This is a genomic window from Ruegeria sp. MALMAid1280, from assembly GCF_049195285.1.
In the GTDB taxonomy this organism is placed as follows: Bacteria; Pseudomonadota; Alphaproteobacteria; order Rhodobacterales; family Rhodobacteraceae; genus Ruegeria.
This window is the reverse complement of the sequence record NZ_JBMIRT010000060.1, coordinates 20,314-36,478: the sequence shown is the minus strand read 5'-3', so window position 1 is coordinate 36,478 and position 16,165 is coordinate 20,314. Positions and strand designations below refer to the sequence as shown.

16 protein-coding genes are annotated in these 16,165 nt (G+C 66.0%); 1 reads left to right on the top strand and 15 read right to left on the bottom strand.

Going from position 1 to position 16,165, the window contains the following annotated elements; genetic code table 11:
- Positions 1-29 precede the first annotated feature (29 nt).
- From ACOQFT_RS22765 to ACOQFT_RS22720, 10 genes are all read right to left on the bottom strand, one after another.
- Entirely contained in the window at positions 30-803 is a 774-nt protein-coding gene (locus tag ACOQFT_RS22765) for a hydroxypyruvate isomerase family protein (RefSeq protein WP_194098581.1), read from the bottom strand.
- Positions 800-1,450, bottom strand: a complete 651-nt coding sequence (locus ACOQFT_RS22760; protein WP_194098582.1) for an aldolase — start codon at positions 1,448-1,450, stop codon at positions 800-802. Before ACOQFT_RS22760 ends, ACOQFT_RS22765 begins: the two co-directional genes overlap by 4 nt.
- Positions 1,447-2,715, bottom strand: coding sequence for a 3-oxo-tetronate kinase (gene otnK / locus ACOQFT_RS22755; RefSeq protein WP_194098583.1), 1,269 nt, complete (start codon positions 2,713-2,715; stop codon positions 1,447-1,449). Before otnK ends, ACOQFT_RS22760 begins: the two co-directional genes overlap by 4 nt.
- On the bottom strand, positions 2,712-3,443 hold the full coding sequence (locus tag ACOQFT_RS22750) for an alpha/beta fold hydrolase (protein ID WP_194098584.1): 732 nt from the start codon (positions 3,441-3,443) through the stop codon (positions 2,712-2,714). The genes otnK and ACOQFT_RS22750 overlap by 4 nt, the downstream gene beginning before the upstream one ends.
- Positions 3,433-4,230, bottom strand: a complete 798-nt coding sequence (locus ACOQFT_RS22745) for an HpcH/HpaI aldolase family protein (protein WP_194098585.1) — start codon at positions 4,228-4,230, stop codon at positions 3,433-3,435. Before ACOQFT_RS22745 ends, ACOQFT_RS22750 begins: the two co-directional genes overlap by 11 nt.
- Positions 4,230-5,357, bottom strand: a complete 1,128-nt coding sequence (locus tag ACOQFT_RS22740; RefSeq protein WP_194098586.1) for a hypothetical protein — start codon at positions 5,355-5,357, stop codon at positions 4,230-4,232. Before ACOQFT_RS22740 ends, ACOQFT_RS22745 begins: the two co-directional genes overlap by 1 nt.
- A gap of 21 nt (positions 5,358-5,378) precedes the next feature.
- On the bottom strand, positions 5,379-6,434 hold the full coding sequence (locus tag ACOQFT_RS22735; RefSeq protein ID WP_194098587.1) for an ABC transporter ATP-binding protein: 1,056 nt from the start codon (positions 6,432-6,434) through the stop codon (positions 5,379-5,381).
- 12 nt (positions 6,435-6,446) lie between these two features.
- Complete coding sequence (locus ACOQFT_RS22730) at positions 6,447-7,262, bottom strand: carbohydrate ABC transporter permease (protein ID WP_421600097.1); 816 nt, start codon at positions 7,260-7,262, stop codon at positions 6,447-6,449.
- Entirely contained in the window at positions 7,259-8,143 is an 885-nt protein-coding gene (locus tag ACOQFT_RS22725; protein WP_194098589.1) for a carbohydrate ABC transporter permease, read from the bottom strand. The genes ACOQFT_RS22730 and ACOQFT_RS22725 overlap by 4 nt, the downstream gene beginning before the upstream one ends.
- Positions 8,144-8,207: 64 nt before the next feature.
- Positions 8,208-9,482 carry an ABC transporter substrate-binding protein gene (locus ACOQFT_RS22720; RefSeq protein WP_194098590.1) on the bottom strand — a complete coding sequence of 425 codons (1,275 nt, stop codon included), beginning with the start codon at positions 9,480-9,482 and terminating at the stop codon, positions 8,208-8,210.
- 139 nt (positions 9,483-9,621) lie between these two features.
- On the opposite strand from ACOQFT_RS22720, the gene ACOQFT_RS22715 reads away from it, so the two are divergent.
- Complete coding sequence (locus ACOQFT_RS22715; protein ID WP_194098591.1) at positions 9,622-10,278, top strand: GntR family transcriptional regulator; 657 nt, start codon at positions 9,622-9,624, stop codon at positions 10,276-10,278.
- 28 nt (positions 10,279-10,306) lie between these two features.
- Here the strand turns inward: ACOQFT_RS22715 and ACOQFT_RS22710 are convergent, their stop codons facing one another.
- From ACOQFT_RS22710 to ACOQFT_RS22690, 5 genes are all read right to left on the bottom strand, one after another.
- Entirely contained in the window at positions 10,307-11,275 is a 969-nt protein-coding gene (locus ACOQFT_RS22710) for a 2-hydroxyacid dehydrogenase (protein WP_194098592.1), read from the bottom strand.
- Positions 11,272-11,982 carry an RraA family protein gene (locus ACOQFT_RS22705; RefSeq protein WP_194098593.1) on the bottom strand — a complete coding sequence of 237 codons (711 nt, stop codon included), beginning with the start codon at positions 11,980-11,982 and terminating at the stop codon, positions 11,272-11,274. The genes ACOQFT_RS22710 and ACOQFT_RS22705 overlap by 4 nt, the downstream gene beginning before the upstream one ends.
- Before the next feature lie 34 nt (positions 11,983-12,016).
- Complete coding sequence (locus ACOQFT_RS22700) at positions 12,017-12,778, bottom strand: SDR family NAD(P)-dependent oxidoreductase (protein WP_194098602.1); 762 nt, start codon at positions 12,776-12,778, stop codon at positions 12,017-12,019.
- 55 nt (positions 12,779-12,833) lie between these two features.
- On the bottom strand, positions 12,834-14,165 hold the full coding sequence (gene hisD / locus ACOQFT_RS22695) for a histidinol dehydrogenase (protein WP_194098594.1): 1,332 nt from the start codon (positions 14,163-14,165) through the stop codon (positions 12,834-12,836).
- A 91-nt stretch (positions 14,166-14,256) separates the two neighbouring features.
- A complete protein-coding gene (locus tag ACOQFT_RS22690; protein ID WP_421600096.1) occupies positions 14,257-16,161 on the bottom strand; it encodes a TRAP transporter permease in 1,905 nt (634 codons plus the stop codon).
- Positions 16,162-16,165 lie beyond the last annotated feature (4 nt).

Genomic DNA, 16,165 nt, shown 5'->3' with positions numbered 1-16,165 from the left:
GACCCCGCCATCTGCGATACTAGCTCGCGTCAGGTGACGCGCGCGGATAGAGTGCGCAGCCAGCCCAGCGTGGGCTCGGTCGGGCCGCCGGGCTTGTATTCGGCGCCCAGCGGGGCGGCATAGCCCATGTCGGCGATCACGCCGAAGACATGGGCAAAGTTCACCTCACCCCGGTCAGGCGCGCCGCGGTCGGGGACAGAGGCGAACTGGATATGGCCGATGGCGGGCAGCAGCGCCCGCAGGCGGTGGGTCAGGTCGCCCTCCATCAGCTGCACATGGTAGCAGTCGAACATCAGCTTCAGGTTGGGCGCGCCCACCGCCGCGATCACCGCAAGCGCCTGATCTGTGGTGGTCAGGAAATAGCCGGGCGCGTCATAGCGGTTCAGCGGCTCGATCAGGATGGTGATGCCATGCGGCGCCGCTGCCGCGCAGGCATATCGCAGGTTTTCCACGTAGGTCGCCTGCGCCGCCGAACCGCTGGCAACCCCGGCCATGACGTGGATGTTCGGCGTGCCGATGGCGGTGGCATAGGCGATGGCCTCGTCGATGGCGGCGCGCGCCTCGGCCTCGCGTCCGGGGATGGCCGAGAGGCCGTTGTCGCCGGCGCCGACATCGCCGCGCCGGGTGTTGAGGCCCAGCATCGTCAGGCCGGTCTCGCTCAGGGCGGCCTTAACGTCGTCCGCAGGCACATCGTAGGGCCAGTGGCATTCCACGGCGTCGAAGCCGGCGGCCTTTGCGGCGCGGATGGCCTCGGGCAGGGGCCGGTCGTTCCAGAGAAAGCCCAAGTTGGCGGAGATTTTCATGCGTCCCACTCAATGTCGAATTTCGTGATCAGTGCCTGGACCTGGTCCACGGTCAGGCCGCGCGGAGCCATCCCGCGGGTCAGCATCGCCAGACGCGCAGTGTCTTCGAGTTCCTCGATGGCGTTGCAGGCGGCCTCGATGTCCTTGCCGGCTACCACCGGGCCGTGGTTGGCCAGCATCACCGCACTGCGTTTGCCCGCCAGACCGCGCACCGCCGCGCCCATCGCCGGGTCGCCCGGCACAAAGAAGGGCAGGAGCTTCACCCGGCCCAGCTTCATTATGCCGTAAGGCGTAAGCGGCGGCAGGAAATTGTCCTCGTCCACATCCGGCATCATCGACAGCGCCACTGAGTGGCAGGAATGCAGATGCACCACCGCGCCCGCCGTGCTGCGGGTGTCGTAGAAGGCGGAATGCAGCGGCATTTCCTTGGTGGGCTTGTCGCCATCCGTGTGGTTGCCCGCCGCATCGAAGCGGCTGAGACGGCCGGGATCGAGCCGCCCGAAACTGGTGCCCGTGGGGCTGACCAGCAGCCCGCCGTCCTCGGTCCGGGCCGAGATATTGCCGGTGCTGCCGCCGGTCAGGCCACGGTCGAACATCGACCGGGCCAAAAGGCAGATCTGGTCGCGCAGGCGGGCTTCTGTGCTCATGACGCCAGCCTTTCCTGCGCGTCGGTGAAGAAGGTCTCGGCGCCGAAGTTGCCGGATTTCAGCGTCAGCGCGATCTGTTGCCCGCCGGAGCGGCAATAGGTCCAGGGCACGCCCAGAGCGATCTCGGCCCCGATGTCGAGCTGGCTGACACCAAGCGCCTTGGTCACCGCGCCCGAGGTCTCGCCGCCCGCGACGATCACCCGCCGCGCGCCCCTGTCGCGCGCCGCGACCGCGCAGGCCGAAAGGGTGGCCTCGACGATCTCGCCCGCTTCCGCGACGCCCAGCTTTTTCTGCGCAGCGCGCACGCTGTCTGGGTTGGCGGTGGCATAGATCAGCGGGGCTTTTTCCAGGTCCTGCCCTGCCAGCCAGTCAAGCGCCTTTTGCGCGCCGTTTTCGGCCAGATCGAGCGGGTCGAGCCTGAACCCCGGCGCGCCGGTGGCAAGGTAGGCCGCCACCTGCCTGTTGGTCATGGCCGAGCAACTGCCCGAAAGCACGACGGTTTTGGCGTCCAGTTGCGGGGCTTCCGCCTTGGGCGCATCCGCCGCGAGCGTGCCATCGGCCAGGTAAAGTGCGGGCAGCGGCATGGCGACGGCGCTGCCGCCGGTCATCAGCACCATGTCGCGGCAGGCCTTGGCGATCACCGCCAGGTCCTCCTTCGCAACGGCATCAACCACCACATGCGCCACGCCCTTTGCCTTCAGCGCGTCCAGTTCCGCCCGCAGCGCCTCTGCTCCCCGCGCCACCGTCAGCCGGTCGGCCAGCCCCACCAGGCGCGTTACCTGCGGTTGCAAGAGCCGCATCAGGTTGCTGTCGCGCATGGGCGTCAGCGGGTGATCCTTCATCGGGCTTTCCGCCAGCGGCTGCTGCCCGACAAAGAGGGTGCCCATGAAGATCGACCGGCCGTTTTCCGGGAAGGCCGGGCAGTAGATCGTCTGGTCAGTGCCCAGGTCGGCCATCAATGCCTCGGCCACCGGGCCGATATTGCCCTCCGCCGTCGAGTCGAAGGTCGAGCAGTATTTCCAGAAGAACCGCTGCGCCCCCGCCGCCTGCAGCCATTTGAGCGCGGCGCGGGTCTCGGCCACGGCCTCACCCACCGACGCGGTGCGCGATTTCAGCGCGATCACCTCGAAGGCTGCCGGGTCGGCCGGGGGCTCGGAGGGCACTCCGATGCGAAGCGACACGCGCACGCCGCTGCGGGCCAGGAGGCCGGCGAGGTCGGTGGCGCCGGTAAAATCGTCGGCAATACATCCCAGAACGGTGGTCATTTGTCTTCTCCCGGCAATGTGAGCCTGGCGTTGCGGGCCTTCGGGTTCTCGCATAGGGCACGGCAACATGCGGTGGGGTCTTCCACCAAGGCGTAGTGGCCCAGTCCCGGCAAGGTCGTGACCTGCGCGCAAGGCGCGGCGCGCGCCGCGTCCCGCGCCAGTCCGACGGGTGACCAGGTGTCTTCGCTGCCAGTGAAGAGCCTGACCGGGACCTTGGTCTTGGCAAGGCTGCCCAGTGCGCCGGGACGGTCAAGCGCCAGATTGGTTTGGGCTGGCATCAGAGCCGCGCTCTCCTCGGCCATTTGCAGGATCTTGTCACGTGTCCGATTTGGGCGTGGCCCGGCCAATGGCGGAAGCCGGGGGGCAATGCTGGCCGCCCCGCCTTGCCGCGCCACGTCCGCAGCAAATTCCAGCCGGTCTGCCCGCTTATCGGGAGCATCAGCGTGAGGATTGAGCGCAAAGAGCAGGAACTCGGCGGCGGGCAGCCGACAGGCCAGATGCGCGGCCACCAGCGCGCCCAGCGAAAAGCCGCAGACTATCGCGTCAGGCGTACAAAGATCCTGCAGCTCTGCCCGGAAATCCTCGATCTTCGGATGGCGCATCGAGATGACGTGCCGCGCGGAAGGCGGCACGTCCAGGCCATCGAGCAACCCGTCAAAAACCGCTCCGGAACACAAGGTCCCCGGCAGCAAGATCCAGGGCCGACCGTCAGCAAGGTCAATAGCCATGCGCCGCCCGCGACTGGCTTTCCGTGGCAATCGGTTCGTCTGCCAGCGCCCGCACCGCACTGGCCAGGCTGCGCGTCAGGTGGGAAAAATCATTGCCCGGCGTTACCAGCGCGCAGCCCTGTTCGCGCCGCGCACGGGCATCATCGGCGCCCGAGCAGAAGATGCCCACCGGTACGCCATGCCGACGCGCGGCCTCGAGCACCTTGGTGATCGCCGCTTCGGAATTCGGGCGCGGCTGGCTGACGTGACCGTCAATGGCAAAGGCCAGGTCGTTGGGGCCGACATAGATCATGTCGATGCCCTCGACGGCGAGGATCTCGTCGATCCGCTCCACTGCCTCGGCGGTCTCGATCATCGGGATCGCCATGACGGTTTCATTCGCTTTGGCCACGTAGTCGCTGCCCCCATAGAGCAGACCGCGCGACGGCCCGAAGCTGCGCGTGCCGAAAGGCGGGTAACGGCAGGCCGAGACCAGCGCCTCGGCCTGTTCGGGTGTCGAGATCATCGGACAGATGACGCCGTAGGCCCCGGCATCGAGCAGGTGCATGATCTTGGCCGGATCAAGATCGGGCACCCGCACCAGCGGGGTCGCGGGCGTTGCAGAGATCGCCTGCAGCATGTGCAGTGCCTCCGAAACGCCCATCATCCCGTGCTGCAGATCGACGGTGACCGAGTGGACGCCGGAATGTCCGGCACCCTCGGCGGAATAGCTCGACCCGATGGAGAGCCAGGCGTTGACGACGGTCTCGCCCGCCGCCAGCCTTTGCTTGACGGTATTACTGCGCATCAGCCGGCTCGCTTGTAATCGGGCAGCAACGCCGCCTTGGCCACGTATCCGCCAGCGTCAAGCGCCTGCCCCGCCTCGCGCGCCGCCGTGATCACGTCATCGGCGAAGACCGGCCGCTTGCGGTGATCGCCGGTGACCACCACCAGCACCTCGGCGCCCGCATCTCCGGTTGCCTCGATCGAGCGGACCACGTCGGCCGGGATCGAATAGGTGTCGCGCTCGCCCAAATCGACGGTCACGTCGGCGCCCTCGTTGAGGCTCAGCCGGACCTGCCCGGAGCGGACGATCAGCACCATCTTTTCGGCCAGGGTGAAGGGGCTCACCCGTCGCCCGGCGCCGAGCCGAAGCCACTCGATCGAAAAGCCGTGCGGATTGGTGATCAGCGCGGCATGGTCGCGGTTCTGAGTCAGACCGGAGCCGATGACCGGCGCGATTTCGGCACCGCAGCCGGGCAATGCCGCATCTATGAAGGCCGGCCGGAAATCCCGGACGCCCTCGGTCACCACGCGGCGGCGCATCTCTTCGGGCGAAACCTCGCGCAATTGGGCCACCTCTTCGTCGGGCATCGGCGCGATGCGGCCCTCTTCGCCCGGTACTTCGTCACCCTTGGAGGCGTCGATCAATGTGTTGTCGTTCGAGATGTAGAGGCCGTAATCCGCCGCCTCACGGATGATCTCTGGATGGAAAATAACGCCGCCGGTGTTGTCGCCGCCAAGCGCGGTGAACAGCCAGCCGTCATCCGGCCCGGTGTTGGTGAAGCCGCGGAAGATCCATGTGGGGACCGAGAGAATGTCGCCCTCGCGTCCGACAAACTCATTCTCGCCGTTCGAGCCCCAGCGGAAGGTCCATTCTCCTTTCTGGACGATGAAGACCTCGGCGGTGAAATGGACGTGCAGGTTGTTGGTGATGCCGTTGGGCATGGCCGCCGCGCCGATGTTGAAGCCATGCGGCTCGGGCAGGTTGACCACCTGCTCGTCCGACGAGGTCACACCGGGGCCGATGATCGAGTAGTTTTCCTTGAGATGCGAGCCGGGTTTCTTGCAGTCAATGAAAGCCACGGTGCAGGAGACGTAATCCTCGCGCTTGACGTGGCGGGCCTCGGCCTCGGATTGGGTGATCTGGGTCATGTTTCTCTCCTATCGTAACGGTCAGGCGTCGAGGCGCTGGCCGGTGTTCTTGTCAAACAGGTGAATGCGCGCGCCGGGCTTGGGGGCCAGGGCGCAAGGCGCGTCGATGGGCGCCTCGAAATCGGCCGGACCACGGGCGCAGATCGAGGTGGCGCCGTTGCGCAGCGTGACGAGGGTGGAATCGCCGGTCAGCTCCAGCGCGTAGAGATTGCCCGAGATCGGGGCCGCGGCGGTGTCGGTCAGTTGCAGATCCTCGGGGCGGATGCCCATCACCACGTCGGCGCGGTCCGGCTCGGCGACCGGCACCGATACGCCCTGCGCCTCGAAGTTGCCGCCGGTGATCCGGCCTTCGACCAGGTTCATCGAGGGCGAGCCGATGAAGCCCGCGACGAACAGGTCCGCCGGTTCCGAGTAGATCTTCTTGGGCGTGTCCAGCTGCACGATCCGCCCCTCCTTCATCACCGCGACGCGGCTGGCGAGCGTCATCGCCTCCATCTGGTCGTGCGTCACGTAAACGGTGGTCACGCCCAACTCGTGGTGCAAGTGCTTCAACTCGGCCCGCATAGTGACGCGCAGCTTGGCGTCGAGGTTCGACAGTGGCTCGTCCATCAGGAAGATCTTCGGCGTGCGCACGATGGCCCGTGCCAGCGCCACCCTTTGCCGCTGGCCGCCGGAGAGCTCCGATGGCCGGCGTTTCAGCAGCGCTTGCAGTTCCACTTTCTGAGCGGTCTCCTGCACTCGCGCCTCGCGCGCCTTGCGGTCCATGCCGCGCAGCTTCAACGGATATCCGATGTTCTGCGCCACCGTCATGTGCGGATAGAGCCCGTAGTTCTGGAACACCATCGCGATGTCACGATCCTTGGGCGGCTTGTTGTTGGCCCGTTCCCCGGCGATCATCAGGTCGCCCGAGGTGATGTCCTCCAGCCCCGCGATCATCCGCATGGTGGTGGTCTTGCCACAACCCGAAGGCCCGAGCAGGACCAGGAACTCGCCTTCCTCGATGGTCAGGCTCTGCTTCGGTACGGCGAGGAATTCGCCGTATTTCTTTTCCACGTCGACAAGCTGTACTTCGGCCATGTCAGAGCCTCCTTATTTGACTGCGCCGGCGGTCATGCCGCGCGTGAAATGTTTCTGGATGAGCAGCGCCATGATGAAGATCGGCACTGTGATCATAACCCCGGCGGCGCTCATCAGCTCCCAAAGGTCGCCGCGCTCGGTACGGAAGCTGACCAGCCCCACCGGCAGGGTGACGGCATCGCGGCGTGTCAGGATCAGCGCGAAGAGGAACTCGTTCCAGGTCAGGATGAAGCAGAAGATCGACGAGGTCAGGATGCCGGGAGCGGCCATCGGCAGCACGATGTCGCGGATCACCCTCAGGCGCGAGGCGCCGTCGATCATCGCCGCTTCCTCGCTGTCGGTCGGGATGGCGTCGATGAAGCCCTTGATCATCCAGATCACGAAGGGCGTCACGATCGCCAGGTTGACGATGATCAGCGCGATCCGCGTGTCCAGAAGCCCCAGCGAGCGGAACATCAGGAAGAAGGGTAGCACGATCACCACCGCAGGGATGAACTGGGTCGACAGGATCAGGAAGAACAGAAACTTCCGCCCCTTCACCCGGAACCGCGAAAAGGAATAGGCCGCAAGCGAGGCGCAGGGCACCGCGATCAGCACCGTCACCGTCGCGACGATCACCGAGTTCAGCACCATGTCGCCCAGGTTCCAGGGGTCCGAGAACACGGTGGCGAAATTCGCCAACGTTGGGCTGAAATCGAGCGAGAGGGAATAGGCGTCGCGCGGCCGCTTGAAGGCGGTCAGGAACATCCAGGCGATGGGGAAGAGGACGATGGTGGAGATGAGAAGCAGCAGCGCGCGCTCTACCCACCAGAAGACAGATTTGTTCATGCCGTGGCCATCTTTCTTTCGCTGAGCAACATCCGGACGTACCAGATCGAGATCAGCATCATGATTGCGGTGAGGATCCAGGCCAGTGCCGAGGCATAGCCCATGTCGTACCATTTGAAGCCGACGTTGAAGATGAAGAAGGCCAGCGTCTCGGTCGAGGTGCCGGGCCCACCGCCAGTCAGCGTCACAACCTGGTCGAACATCTTCAGTGCGAAGATCGTCTTCAGCACGGCCACCACCAGCAGCACGCCCCTCATTTGCGGCAGCACAATGCCGAAGATGATGCGCAGGGTGGAGGCACCGTCGATCCGAGCGGCTTCTTCGGTCTCTCGCGGCACGGAGGCCAGGCCGCCGAGGCACATGAAAGTCATGTAGGGCGCCCAGTGCCAGACATCCGTCAGCACGAGGATTGCCATCGCCAGATCGGGGCTGGCCAGCCAGGGCGTGCCGTCCAGCGCCGGGAAGACAGCGCCGAGGCCCTTGGCAATGACGCCGAACTCGGGATTGAACATGAAGCGGTAGCTGACACCGATCAGCGCCGGGCTCATGGCGAAGGGCAGGATCAGGATCACCCGGGTGAAGGTGTGCATCTTGCCTTTGCGTCGCAACAACAGCGCCAGAGACATGGCGATCACCAGGGTCAGCGCCACGCTGGTCAGAACGAAGATCGTGGTCACCCAGAGCGAGTTCTGAAACCCCGGCTCGGTAAACGCATGGCCGAAATTCTCAAGGCCGACGAAGTCGCCGGGGCGGCGTTGCTTGGTGAGGTCCCATTCGCGGAACGCGGTGACCAGCGAATAGGCAAGCGGATACAGCGTCGTCGCCAGCACGATCAGGAATGCCGGGACAAGCAGTAGATATGACAGCGACCTGTCCTGCATGTTGTACCTTTCTGAGGAGGAAGGGTGGCGCGCCCGGGGAGCAGGGCGCGCCTGGGACCGGGGATCAGCGGATACGCGCGATTTCCTCGGCCGCGTGGTTCAGCGCCGCGGCGGTGTCGGCCTCCTCGCCGCTTGCGAGGCTGGAAATAGCGGTTTCGAGGATTTCCGAGATCCGCGGCCAGTTGTCGCCGAAGTCCATGCCTTCGGCCGTGGCCAGCGCCTCGGCGGCGGCGGAATGCATCCCGCCCCAGCGCGCGTTGACCTCTTCATCACGCAGGTTGGAGAAATGCACCGCGACCACTTCGGAGCCGTTTTCATCCAGCAGTACCTCGCGCTCCAGTTCCGGATCGGTCAGCCAGCCGAGGAACTCCGCCGCAGCATCCTTGTTGTCCGCGCCTTCGGTCACGGCGAAGATCCAGGTATTTGTGAAGGTGGTCTTGTCCGCCCCGCCCACGGAGGGCAGCGAGGTAAAGCCGATCTGGTCGGCTGTCAGCTTGGATTGCTCGGGATCAGAGAGCTGCGAGCGCACCCACCACCAGACCGGCAGCATGGCGGAATTGCCCTGCTTGAAGCTGTTGACCGCATCCTGTTCGACGAATGTGGCCGAGCCTGCGGGGGCGATCTTTTCCTCGGTCAGCAGGCTGACATATTGCTCGGTCGCAGCGATGCCTGCCTCGGAATTGAAGGCCGGGTCGCCGTTTTCATCAAACAGGTCGCCGCCATGGCCCCAGAGCAGGTTGATCCAGACCATCAGGTTCTGGCCGTTCAGCTTGCCATAGGGCAGCGCGACACCAGCGGCATCGGTGTTCTCCTGCACCGCCTTCGCGGCCGTCACCAGTTCATCCCAGGTCGACGGTGCTTCGACGCCAGCCTGCTCCAGCAGGTCCTTGCGATAGAACAGGAGTTGCACATGGCCGCGCACCGGCAGGCCGACCAGCTCGCCATTCAACATGCCGTGGCGCAGGTGCGCCGGGGGGAAATCGTCCAGGTCCGTGCCTTGCGCCTCGATTTCGTCGCCGATGGGCTGCACGAGCATCTGCAACGACGGCACCCACTGGTCCATGATCGAAACGACATCGTAATCGCCGCCCGCCACCATCTCGGTGGTCAGCGCTTCTTTCATGTTGGGGAAGGGCACATAGTCATAGAGCACGTCGATGCCGGTGGCTTCTTCAAACGCGGCGAGTCGCGCTTCATGCGCTTCGAACTGGCTGGATTTGACCGCCAGCACATGCACGGTTTCGCCGTCGTAAGGCTTGCCCGCGGTCGCTTCCCAGGCGCTGACGCCGGATCCGAATGTTGCCGCCGCAATGGCAAGGGCGCTGGTGAGATGTTTCATGTGATCCTCCCTCTGAAACTGCCTGCAAGCTAGAGAAGGTGTAATTCGTAGTCAATAGGATTATTGATAATTTTATCATTGAGGTGTCGGGCGGCATTGTTTAAGCTTACGGGAAAGTCCCTGACCAAGGCCCGATCCCATGCCGAACGCACTCCAGAATGACCTGGAAAATGACATTATTTTCGGGGTTTACCCGCCGGGCACGCGGATCACCGAGGATACGGTGATGGAAACCTACGACGCCAAGCGCCACGCGGTACGGAACGCATTTGCCGAGCTGGAAAACCAGGGATTGCTGGTGCATCGCCCGCGGCGCGGCGTCGAGGTGGTGGATTTCACCCCCGACGAGGTGGACGCGCTCTACGACCTGCGAATCGTGCTGGAAACCGCCGCCGCCCGGCGCACCCCCCTGCCCGCCCCCGTCGAAACGACCGACGCGCTCGAGGTGCTGGCCGACCGCCACGCCGAGGCGGTCAGGAACGGCACCTTCCGCGAGGTCTACGAGCTGAACCAGCAGTTCCACGAGCTGCAATACAGCTGCTGCCCGAACCCGCGTCTGGCCCGGCTGATCGCCCAGCACGCCCGCATGGCCCAGCCGATCCGGGTGGTGAAATACGACGACACCGACCACATGGCGACCATCATCGGCCAGCACCGCGACATCATCACCGCCCTGCGCGGCACCTCGACCGAGGCCTACGAAGCCAGCGTCCGCGCGCATCTGCCGGCCTCGGCAGAGGCCTATCGCACCCTTTATGAACGCCGGTTCGCAGGCCGCAAGCTGGCCCAGAAGTGAACACGCGGCCACGGGGTCGCGCGCCTGCCTAGACCACCCGGCTCGGCAGCACCTTGCCGGCAAAGAACGCGTCGAGGTTGTCGGCCGCAAGGTGCCCCATGGCTTCGCGGACCTCCCGGGTCGCCGAACCGATATGCGGCAGCAGCGTCACGTTCTCCATCGACCGCAGCGACTCCGGCACATTGGGCTCTTCGGCAAAGACATCCAGACCGGCTCCGGAAATCCGCCCCTCGGCCAGCGCGGCGATCAGCGCCTCCTCGTCGATGCTGTCTCCGCGGGCCGTGTTAACGAGGTAGGCCTCGGGCTTCATGCGCGCGATATGCTGTGCCGTCACCAGCGGCGCGGCGCCGCCGCCCGGCACATGGACCGACACCACATCCGCCGCCGCCATCACCGTGCCGATGCTGTCGAGCCGGCGTGCAGGAAAGGGCAGATCGGCGATCTCCGACCGGTTGTAATAGACGATCTCCATGCCGAAGCCCGCCGCGGCCCGCGCCGCCGTGGCACGGCCGATCCGGCCCATGCCGATGATCCCCAGCACCTTGCCCTGGATGCTGCGGCCCAGCCCCTCGACGATTGAAAACCCCTGCCAGCGCCCCTCGCGCAGCCGCTTCTCGGCGGCATAGGCGTGCCGGGTGGCCGCGAGGATCAGCAGCAGCGCAGTATCGGCGGTGGCATCGGTCAGCACGTCCGGCGTGTTCGTCACCACGACCCCCGCCTGCCGCGCGGCCTCGGTGTCGATGTTGGAATACCCGACACCCACGTTGGCAATGATGCCTGCGCGCCGGCCCTCGGCCTGCAGCATGTCTGCCGTGATCCGGTCGCTGACCGTCGGCATCACGGCGTCATGGCTGCGCAACGCCGCTGCCAGCGCCTCGGCCGACAGCGGCCTGTCGTCGGGGTTGAAGGTCACTTTATAGCCCTCGCGTAGCCGCGCCTCGACCGGCGCTGGCAGCCGGCGGGTCACCAGAAGGCTCGGGCGCGCCGCGCCGTTCATGTCCGGGCCGCCTCGAACTCTGCCCAGACCTCTTCGAGCCGGTCGATGTCGAAACCGGGCTCGCGCGCCGGACCGAGAACGATGCTTTCGCTGGCGACCACCGTCTCGATCGCCTGCTTGAGATCGGGGATCACCTCGTCGGGGATGACCAATGCGCCGTGCCGGTCGGCGTGGATCAGCTCACCCTGGGCGACCCGCATCCCCATGATGCTGACCTCGCTGCCGATATCGACCACATGCACATAGCCGTGGCTCGGCCCGATCGATCCGGCCAGCACTGGGAAGCCCTCATCGATCACATCGAGATCGCGCAGCACTCCGTTGGTGACCGCGCCGGCCAGCCCCAGACCCTTGTGCACCGCCACATGCACCTCGCCCCACCAGCCGGCGATGCAATTGGGATAATCCACATCCTCGACCACCGCCGCCGTCGGACCCGTACCGCCGGCCATGGCGCGGAAATAGTCCATCCGCCGGGCGCGGATCACCTCGGGCGCCTCGGTCGGCGGCGCCAGCCCGGAAATCCGGGCGGTCCGTGCGAAGCCCACGATCGCCGGATCGCCGGGCTTCGAATGCTGCATGGTGCCGCGGGTGAAGCGGTTGAAGCCGCGTCTGCCCTGCGCCACCTCGATGGCATTGCAGACAGTGGGGGTGTCGACCTCGCGCAGGAGAGCGAGCAGGTCGTCGGGAAGTGCAATCTCGGTCATGAGGTCTCGTCCTTTAATTTGTCTCGCCGCCGGCTCAACCCGCTGTCCAGCCGCCGTCGATCAGCAGCGAGGTGCCGGTGACCAGTGCCGCCGCATCCGAAGCCAGATAGACCACCGCGCCCATCACATCCTCGACCTCGCCGATCCGGCCGAGCTTTATCTTGCTTTCGACCCAGGCCCGCCGCTCGGGGTCCTGCAGCGTCTGCGCGCCCAGCGGCGTGGCGATGAAGGTCGGGCAGAGGCTGTTGATCCGGATGCCGGAGGGCCCCCATTCGATGGCCATGGACTTCACCATCCCTTCCAGCCCGTGCTTGCTGGCCGAGTAAACCGCGCGGTCGATGCCGCCCACATGTCCCATCTGCGATGAGATGTGGATGATCGAGCCGCGCTTGCCGGCGGCCATCATCGCCCTGGCCGCCCAGGCCGACAGGAAGTGCGCCGAGCGCAGGTTGACCCCCATCGCCGCGTCATAGTCCTCGGGCGTGGTGTCGATGGCCGGACCGTGCCGGGCGATGCCGGCGGAATTCACCACGATGTCGAAGGCCTGCCCGGCCAGCGCTGCCTCGAGCGCCGGCAGATCGCCCTGGTCGAGCACCAGTGCCTCGGCCGAGAACCCTTCGGCCTGCATGGCCGCCACGGTCTCGTTCAGCCGCGCTTCGCCGCGGGCTGCGCAGACCACATGCGCGCCCGCTTCGGCCAGCGCCACGGCGCAGCCCTGGCCGATACCCGAGGAGGCACCGGTCACCAGCGCGCGGCGCCCGTCAAGCCGCATGGACGGGGTTCGGGGCAGTTTCATCATGGCGCGTCCAGTTCTTCTTCGTTTCCGAAACATCCCGCTGCTTGCGGCCGGCTCACTCGGCGGCTTCGCGATAGGGCGCGCCGGTGCCATAGGGCACGTTCACCCCACCATAGCGCCGCACCCGGATGTTGCACTGCTCGGCATGTCCGACAAAACCCTCGAGCATGCAGAGCCGCGAGCCGTATTCGCCGATCATCGCCGCCGCCGCATCGGTTGTCACCTTCTGATAGCTGTGGGTCTTGAGGTACTTGCCCACCCAGAGCCCGCCCGTATAGCGCCCCGCCTTCTTGGTCGGCAGGGTGTGGTTGGTGCCGATCACCTTGTCCCCATTGGCCACATTGGTCCGCGGCCCAAGGAAGAGCGCGCCGTAGCAGGTCATGTGCTCGAGGAACCAGTCGTCGCGGTCGGTCATGACCTGCACGTGCTCGCTGGCGATGTCGTCGGCCACCTCCAGCATCTCCTCGTAAGTGTCGCAGACGATCACCTCGCCGTAATCCTCCCAGGACACCTTCGCGGTGCCGGCGGTGGGCAGGATGCCCAGCAGGCGGTCGATCTCGGACAGGGTCTCCTTCGCCAGCTTCTCGGAGTTGGTCAGCAGCACGCAGGGGCTGTTGTAGCCATGTTCGGCCTGCCCCAGCAGATCGGTGGCGCAAAGCTCGGCATCGGCGGCGCTGTCGTCGGCGATCACCATGGTTTCGGTCGGGCCGGCGAAGAGGTCGATCCCCACCCGGCCGAACAACTGGCGCTTGGCCTCGGCGACGAAGGCATTGCCCGGGCCCACGAGCAGGTGCACCGGGTCGATCGTCTCGGTGCCGATCGCCATCGCGCCCACCGCCTGGATGCCGCCCAGCAAGTAGATCTCGTCGGCGCCGCCCAAGTGCATCGCGGCAATGACGCCGGGGTTCGGCTCGCCATTGAACGGCGGCGTGCAGGCAACGATGCGCGGCACGCCGGCGACCTTGGCGGTCGCCACGGACATGTGCGCCGAGGCCACCATCGGAAACTTGCCGCCGGGAACGTAGCAGCCCACGGATTGTACGGGGATGTTCTTGTGGCCGAGGATCACCCCCGGCAGCGTTTCCACCTCAATGTCCTGCATCGAGTCGCGCTGGGCCTGGGCAAATTTCGTCACCTGCTCCTGGGCGAACCGGATATCAGCCAGGTCGCGCGGCGACACCTTCGCGATGATCGCCTCGATCTCGGCCTCCGACAGCCGATAGCTTTCGCGCTCACAGCTGTCGAACTTCACCGCAAGATCACGCACTGCCGCATCGCCGCGGGCGTCGATGTCCTTGAGAGTGGCAGCGACCACCGAGGCGGTCCTAGCGTCGTCCTCGGCGCGGTCCGCTTCGGGCTTGCCGCGCTTGAGATAGGTGATGGTCATGTCGGGATCTCCCCTCGTCTTTGTCTGTAGAACAGATGTTACGGGCGGCGGCCCCGGATGGTGGGGGGCCGCCGGTGAACTGCGGGTGCCGTCAGACCGCTCGCGGCCGGAGCGACTGGTGCGCCTCGGTCGCCTGCCGCGACAGCACTACCAGACCGCCCAGGATCAACGCGGCGGTGAGCGTGGCCCACCAGGGCGGCATCAGAGCAAGCCCCACCGGCAGCGCCCAGAGCACCCGCGAGACCCCGCCCCAGGGCAGGCGCGCGCCCCCCAGAAGATGCGCTACACCAAGGGCAAAGACGGCGCCGGACAGCACGGCCCGTGCGATGGCCTCGGTGCCGCCGCCGCCCAGCATGCCGGGATAGGCGAGAAACAGCATCGGCAGCGCATAGGCGGTGGCGCCGAGCCGCAGGGTCTCCATCGCCACTTTCATCCAGGGGGCCTGGGCAATGGTCGAAGCGACGAAGACGCCCAGGCAGACCGGCGGCGTGATCACCGAAAGCGCGGCGTAGTAGAGCACGAACATATGCACCACCAGCGGGTCGATGCCCTGCTGGATCAGTGCCGGGGCAAAGACCGCGGCGACCATCACATAGGCGGCCGAGGTCGGCAGACCCATGCCGGCGATCAGGCAGACGACGGCCATCAGCCCGGCGATCAGCCAGATCTGCCCCTGGCCGATGGCCAGCACCGCCGAGGTGACGGCGACGCCGAACCCGGTCAGGTTGATCATCGCCACGAAGACCTGGGCGCCGACCAGAAGAATGCCGACGATCACCACGCCCTTGCCGCCTGCCTCGAGCGCGCGCAGGATGATGCCGAAAACTGCGCGCGGGTCCTCGCCGGCGGCGATCCTCCCGATGAAGACCGCGATCAGCATGGCGATCATGCCGTAACAGGCGGTCAATTCGACCGAGTTGCCGTTGATCACCCCGAAGGCCAGCCCGCCGAGCCCCGCCGCAATTGGCGCCAGCCGGGTGAAGCTCATCGCGCCGCGCCAGTCAGGCAGATCCTCGGCGCTGACCGGGGCAAAGCTCTGGCGTCGGGCGATCACATGCACGGTTGCATAAATGCCGAGGTAGAAGAGCAGCGCCGGCACCACGCCCGCCAGCGCAATGGACCAGTAGTTCACCCCCACCAGCTCGGCCATGACGAAGGCCGCGGTCCCCATGATCGGCGGCGCCAACTGGCCACCGGTCGAGGCGATCGCCTCGACCGCGCCGGCATAGGCGGGCGGGTACTTCAGACGCTTCATCAGCGGAATGGTGAAATTGCCGGTGGTCGCCACATTGGCCACGGTCGAGCCGTTGATCGCGCCGAAGAAGCCAGAGGCGAAGGTGGCGATCTTGGCCGCTCCGCCGGGGCGTGACCCGCCGAGACGGGCCGAGAGGTCGAAGAAAGTCTCGCCGGCGCCGGTGTGCAGCAGGATCGCGCCGAACAGGACGAAAGCCGCCAGCGTGGTCGAGGCGACGTTGACCAGCATGCCCCAGAGGCCGCGGTCCGACAGGAAGATGATCTCGGTCAGATAGCCCATGTCGAAGCCGCGATGGCCGAATTGGCCGGGGATCAGGTAGCCGAAGAAGGCATATGTCACGGCGCTCAGCACGATCAGCGGGAACACCCAGTTCGACGTCCGCCGCGCCAGTTCCAACACGCATAGCAATGTGCCGAACCCCATCACCGTGTCCCGGGTGGTGGCCCAGGGCAGTTCGTTCATGATGGTTTCGTAATTGCCGATGATATAGGTGCCAGAGACGGTCACCAGGCCGACGATCGCAGCGTCGATCGCCATGCCCAGCGGACGCCAGCGGCTACCCTCGAACAGCGGATTCATCAACACCGCCAGAGCGACGATGGTCATCACGAAAAGCGAGCGCTGCACCAGCGATTCGAAGGGGCCGTTGAAGGAGGTGTAGAACACGAAGGCGCCGAGCAGGGCGGCAAGCCCGGCAATGCTCGCCTGACGGAGCTTTGTGAGAAACGGGAGGTTGGGCATCTCG